The sequence below is a fragment of the Brooklawnia sp. genome, assembly GCF_049651565.1.
Classification (GTDB): Bacteria; Actinomycetota; Actinomycetes; order Propionibacteriales; family Propionibacteriaceae; genus Brooklawnia.
This window is the reverse complement of record NZ_JBASCI010000180.1, coordinates 1-4573: the sequence shown is the minus strand read 5'-3', so window position 1 is coordinate 4573 and position 4573 is coordinate 1. Positions and strand designations below refer to the sequence as shown.

The 4573-nt window shown below is 67.3% G+C and carries 7 protein-coding genes; 5 read left to right on the top strand and 2 right to left on the bottom strand.

What is annotated here, in order from left to right; translation table 11 throughout:
• On the bottom strand, positions 1–1152 hold a 1152-nt coding region (ligD, locus tag WBL05_RS08275; protein ID WP_424225137.1), incomplete at its 3' end, for a non-homologous end-joining DNA ligase.
• Positions 1153–1278: 126 nt separating this feature from the next.
• Here ligD and WBL05_RS08270 point away from each other — a divergent pair.
• Positions 1279–1881 (top strand): sugar O-acetyltransferase, encoded by a 603-nt coding sequence (locus WBL05_RS08270; RefSeq protein WP_424225135.1) that lies wholly within the window; start codon positions 1279–1281, stop codon positions 1879–1881.
• A 60-nt stretch (positions 1882–1941) separates the two neighbouring features.
• Complete coding sequence (locus WBL05_RS08265; protein WP_424225134.1) at positions 1942–2118, top strand: type I restriction enzyme endonuclease domain-containing protein; 177 nt, start codon at positions 1942–1944, stop codon at positions 2116–2118.
• Positions 2119–2419: 301 nt separating this feature from the next.
• On the opposite strand, the gene WBL05_RS08260 is transcribed toward WBL05_RS08265, so the two are convergent.
• On the bottom strand, positions 2420–2911 hold the full coding sequence (locus tag WBL05_RS08260; protein ID WP_424225132.1) for a helix-turn-helix domain-containing protein: 492 nt from the start codon (positions 2909–2911) through the stop codon (positions 2420–2422).
• 182 nt (positions 2912–3093) lie between these two features.
• Here WBL05_RS08260 and WBL05_RS08255 point away from each other — a divergent pair, with 182 nt between their 5' ends.
• From WBL05_RS08255 to WBL05_RS08245, 3 genes are all read left to right on the top strand, one after another.
• Positions 3094–3531 carry an OsmC family protein gene (locus WBL05_RS08255; protein WP_424225130.1) on the top strand — a complete coding sequence of 146 codons (438 nt, stop codon included), beginning with the start codon at positions 3094–3096 and terminating at the stop codon, positions 3529–3531.
• A 78-nt stretch (positions 3532–3609) separates the two neighbouring features.
• Positions 3610–4368 (top strand): dihydrofolate reductase family protein, encoded by a 759-nt coding sequence (locus WBL05_RS08250; RefSeq protein ID WP_424225128.1) that lies wholly within the window; start codon positions 3610–3612, stop codon positions 4366–4368.
• 13 nt (positions 4369–4381) lie between these two features.
• Positions 4382–4573, top strand: a 192-nt coding sequence (locus WBL05_RS08245) for a hypothetical protein (protein WP_424225126.1), incomplete at its 3' end; no start/stop codon positions are given.

The window sequence follows — 4573 nt, the reverse complement described above, 5'->3', positions numbered from 1 at the left end:
CGGCGGGCCCTTCGGCACCGCCCACGACACCAGGACGCCGTCGCGTTCCAGCCGGAAGTCCCAGTGCAGCCGGCGGGCGTGGTGTTCCTGGATGACGAAGGAGTTGCCGTCGGGTCGCGGTTGCGGGGACGCCTCGGGCACCGGTTCGGGGGTGCGTTCGGCGTCGCGCATGCTGCGGTACCGGGTCAGCCGGTCGACGTCAGCCCTGGCCGCAGGCTGAGGCCCCTCGGATTGGTCGGGCCGCTCGGCCGCCGGGCTGTCGGCGTCGTCGTCCAGCCCGGCCGCCAGGTCGCCCATGTCCGATAGCCGCTCCAGTACCTCGTGGTAGTCGAGCTGCTTCAGGTCGGCGGTCAACTCGTCCCAACTGCGCGGTGCGGCCACGGTGGGGTGCTCGCGGCCGCGCAGCGAGTAGGGGGCGATGGTGGTCTTGGCGGCGTTGTTCTGGCTCCAGTCGAGCAGCACCTTGCGCTGCCGGATCGCCTTCTTCATGTCGCTGACCACCAGGTCGGGATGTAGCGTCTCCAGCGACCGGGCCAGCTCCCTGGCCCAGTCGGAGGCCTGGTCGGAGGACAGTTCGCCGCCCAGCTTCGCGTACAGGTGGATGCCCTTGCTGCCGCTGGTCACCGGGTAGGACGTGAACCCGACCTCGTCCAGCACCTCGCGGATCAGGTGGGCCAGTTCGACGCACTTGGCCATCCCGGCCCCCTCGCCGGGGTCGAGGTCGAGGACCAGCCGGTTGGGCGGCTCGGGCTGGCCGTCGGCGCCCACCCGCCACTGCGGTACGTGGATCTCCAGGGACGCCAGTTGGGCCAGCCAGACCAGGGTGGCAGCGTCGTTGACCAGCGGGTACACGTTGGGGCCGTCGGAGTGCTCGATGGTGTGGGTCGCCACCCAGTCGGGGGTCGATTTGGGTTCGAGGTTCTTGTGGAAGAACGGCCGCTGGGGGCGCTCGGCGGTGCCGACTCCGTTGGGCCAGCGCTTACGCGTGGCCGGACGCCGGGCCGCGTGCGGGACGAACCAGGGCGCCACCGCCTGGTAGTAGGCGATGACCTCGCCCTTGGTCATGCCGGTCGCCGGGTACATCACCTTGTCAGGATTGGTGATCCTGATGGACCGCCCGTCGACGACGAGTTGGTTCTCCTGGCTCGCCATGCCGTTGATCATGACAGGACGGCAGTGGCGGCGGCAGCCCCCGCAGGTGTGGATCGGCTGTCCGGCGTCCGGGCGGAGCTTGCGTGGCCGGCTGCCCCGCAGGTGTGGATCGGCTAAGTTGCCGACATGGCGACATCCCAGGCGGCTGGACGCGACTACTTCCCAGGTGACCTTCGGACGAACAGGGAGCGGATGATCGCCGGCGATTACTACATCGCGGACGACCCGGTGAGCGCCCAGCGGGCCCAGCGGGCGGTGTCGTTGGCCGACCGGTACTACCGGGCCTTCGTAGCCGGGGATCCCGAGGCCCGGGAGGTGCTGGCCGAGCTGATCGGCGACCTGGGTGAGGAGGCGACGATCAAGCCGCCGCTGTTCGTCGACTACGGCGATCACATCACGGTCGGCGCCCGGACCTTCATCAACTACAACCTGATGGCGCTGGACGTGGCGGCGATCACCATCGGCGCCGACTGCCAGATCGGCCCGAATGTACAGCTGCTCACCCCGATCCACCCGCTCGAGCCGCAGCCCCGCCGGGACAAGCTCGAGGCCGCCGAGCCGATCACCCTGGGCGACAACGTCTGGCTCGGCGGCGGGGTGATCGTCTGCCCGGGCGTGACGATTGGGGAGAACAGTGTGGTGGGCGCCGGTTCGGTGGTCACCAAGGACATCCCGGCGAACTCGGTCGCGGTCGGGAATCCAGCCCGGGTGCTGCGATCGCTCCAGTAGCGTGCCGCGAGTATCCAGTCTGATAATCCCCCTTGTCATATGTTCTCGGTGCAGATCCGCATGAGGGGTGTAACCGACTGGACGCGACGGCCCGACGTTCAGGCCAGGCTTCGCGCCGAGGTCAAGCGGCTGCTCCGCAAGCACAAGTACCCGCCCGACAAGCAACCCGGCGCGGTGAAGCTCGTCCTGGAGCAGATGGAACTACTTGCCGACCACGAGGCCGGAGACAAGGCGTAGCGACTGATGGCGTTTCCGGTCTTCCTCGACACGTGCACCCTCTTCGGGCAAGTGCTCTGCGACTACCTGCTCAGTATTGCTGAGCAGGGGTGTTTCACTCCCTACTGGTCGGTGGAAGTGCTGGACGCCATGGAGCGGAGCGTGGCAGAGCGTCAGCGGGCACTGCCTGAGCAGATTCATCGCCGCCGCTTGTTCATGGAAGAGGCGTTTCCTGAAGCGATGGTTAACGGCTACAAGCATCTCGTGGGCATGATGACCAACCATCCCGGTGACAAACGTCGTTCGCGCCCTGAACGATTGATCAGCGGATCCCCTCCGGCGACTGGCTGGTCGCCCCATACAGGCCGTGCTCGCGAGCGATGGCGGCCATTTCATCCAGAGCGCGGCGTCGAGTGTCGGCCATCGATCGCTGGTACTTCAGTACGTCGCCGAGTCGGAGCCGCCGATGGCGGCCCACCTTTGTGCAAGCCAGATCCCCTCGCTCGATGATCTTGATCAACGATGGGCGAGACATCCCGAGGAACTCTGCGGCTTCCTGAGTGGTCATCAGTGTCTCAATAGGGGCCACCGTGACCGCGCGGCCTTCGGCCAGATTCTCCGCGACGAACTTGAGTGCGCGGAACACCTTGTCAGGCAGGTCTATAGTTTCGGTTCCATCCTTCGAAACGAGGCGAGCCCTGGCTTCCGGGGCATCCAGGCCGCGCGCCTTGAGAGCTGCAATGAAGTCGAGCACTTCAGCTTCCGTTTGGTCCTCGGGCACAAACGTTTCGGCATCCTGTGCTGCGCTGTTCATGTCCTCAGCGTCTCAGCTATTCGCAATATTCGCAATAGCTGCGAGGTTAAGAACGCGAGTATCAGACCAGCACTCTCAGCATCCAGTCCGGCTGAGGAGGCCACCAGATCACGGGGGTGGCCACCAGATCAGTGCCTCCCGGGAGACAATCGAGACAATCCGATGACACGAAAGGAACTGCAATGGAGAAGTTCCCGCACCGCTATCAGGCCTCGGCCGCTGGCCGGCCCGATGGAGACCCGGCCACCATCTCGTCGCCCGGCCTGCCGGACCTTGAAGGACACTCCCCGCCCGAGTTCGACGGCCCGGCCGGATACTGGTCGCCGGAGACCATGCTCGTCGGTGCGGTCGTCAGTTGCCTGGTCGCCACCTGGCGCTCGGTGGCAGGGGTCAACAAGTTCGAGTGGACCGATCTCGACGTCAGCGCCGAGGGTGTCCTCGACCGCATCGACCGGGTGACCCGCTTCACCAAGGTCGACATGACAGCGAAATTGACGCTGCCTGCCGGTGCCGATCGCGATCGGGCCGAGAAGCTGATGCACAAGGCTGAGGCCGCCTGCCTGGTGTCGAACTCGCTGAACGCCGAGATCACCCTCGAAGTCGAGCTGGTCGAGGGCTGAGGGTCCCCGGAGCCACAATCCGATAACACTGCAGCCAAGGCCCTGCCGGCACGGTCGCGCCCAGCCCTACCATTGGGCATGGCTCGTCCGCGATTGATCACGCTCAACGTCGCTTCGATCGACGGCCGCCTCACCCTGGCACCCGGTTACAACCTGATGGCGCCCGACGAACGCTGGCTCGAGGTAGTCAACGACGTCGGCGACTCCTACCAGTGGCCGCGTGCCCTGCACGATCCCCAGCTGATGCTGGAGGGCAGCGGTTCGTTCCTCAGCCCGGTCGACGCCGCCCTGATCGAACCCGAGGACGCCGACCCACCCGAGGGCGAGCACTTCCTGCCCGCCGAGGTCGTCGAGGCCCCGGGTCGGCGCTGGTTCGCGGTGGTGGACGGCCGCGGCGCGATCGACCTGCAGTTCACCGAGTGGCCAGACGAGGCGTGGGCCGGCTGGCACTCCCTCGTCCTCACCTCCGGGGCCGCCACCGAGGAGCACCTCACCAGGTTGCGGCGCCGCGGCATTCCCTACCTCGTGGTGGGACGCGAGCACGTCGCCCTGGCAAGGGCACTTGAACTGACCGGCGAACTGCTCGGCGTCCACACCGTGGTAAGCACCGGCGGCGGCCGGCTCGGAGGTGCGCTGCTCCGCCATGGGCTGGTCGACGAGATCGACCTCGAGATCCTGCCGTGGGTGTTCGGTGGCCGCGGTACCCCCGCACTGTTCGACGCGGCGCCGCTGGCGTCCGATGAATGGCCGACGCGGCTGGAGCTGCTCAGCCACGAGACCCTTCCCGATGGACGCATCCGGGTGCGGTACGGCGTCCTCGACCACACCAACCGCTGACCGGAGGATCGACATGTTGCAGACCAGGGTGGTGCGAATCGTGCTCGCCGTCCTCGCGCTCGTGCTGTTCGCGAGCTGCGGCCAGGGCGGCTGGATGATGGGCGGCGACGAGTCGGAGCGATCCTCCGGCGGCGGGGCCGCCACCACCAGCCAGGACCAGGCCGGGGCGCCGCCGCAGGCCGAACCGGCCCAGCAGGCCCCGCAG

Bases quoted from the DNA above. Each gene is read 5' to 3' on its own strand.
- WBL05_RS08270 (WP_424225135.1), top strand. From the start codon at position 1,279: ATGGCGACATCCCAGGCGGCTGGACGCGACTACTTCCCAGGTGACCTT.
- WBL05_RS08265 (WP_424225134.1), top strand. From the start codon at position 1,942: ATGAGGGGTGTAACCGACTGGACGCGACGGCCCGACGTTCAGGCCAGG.
- WBL05_RS08260 (WP_424225132.1), bottom strand. From the start codon at position 2,911: ATGAACAGCGCAGCACAGGATGCCGAAACGTTTGTGCCCGAGGACCAA.
- WBL05_RS08255 (WP_424225130.1), top strand. From the start codon at position 3,094: ATGGAGAAGTTCCCGCACCGCTATCAGGCCTCGGCCGCTGGCCGGCCC.
- WBL05_RS08250 (WP_424225128.1), top strand. From the start codon at position 3,610: ATGGCTCGTCCGCGATTGATCACGCTCAACGTCGCTTCGATCGACGGC.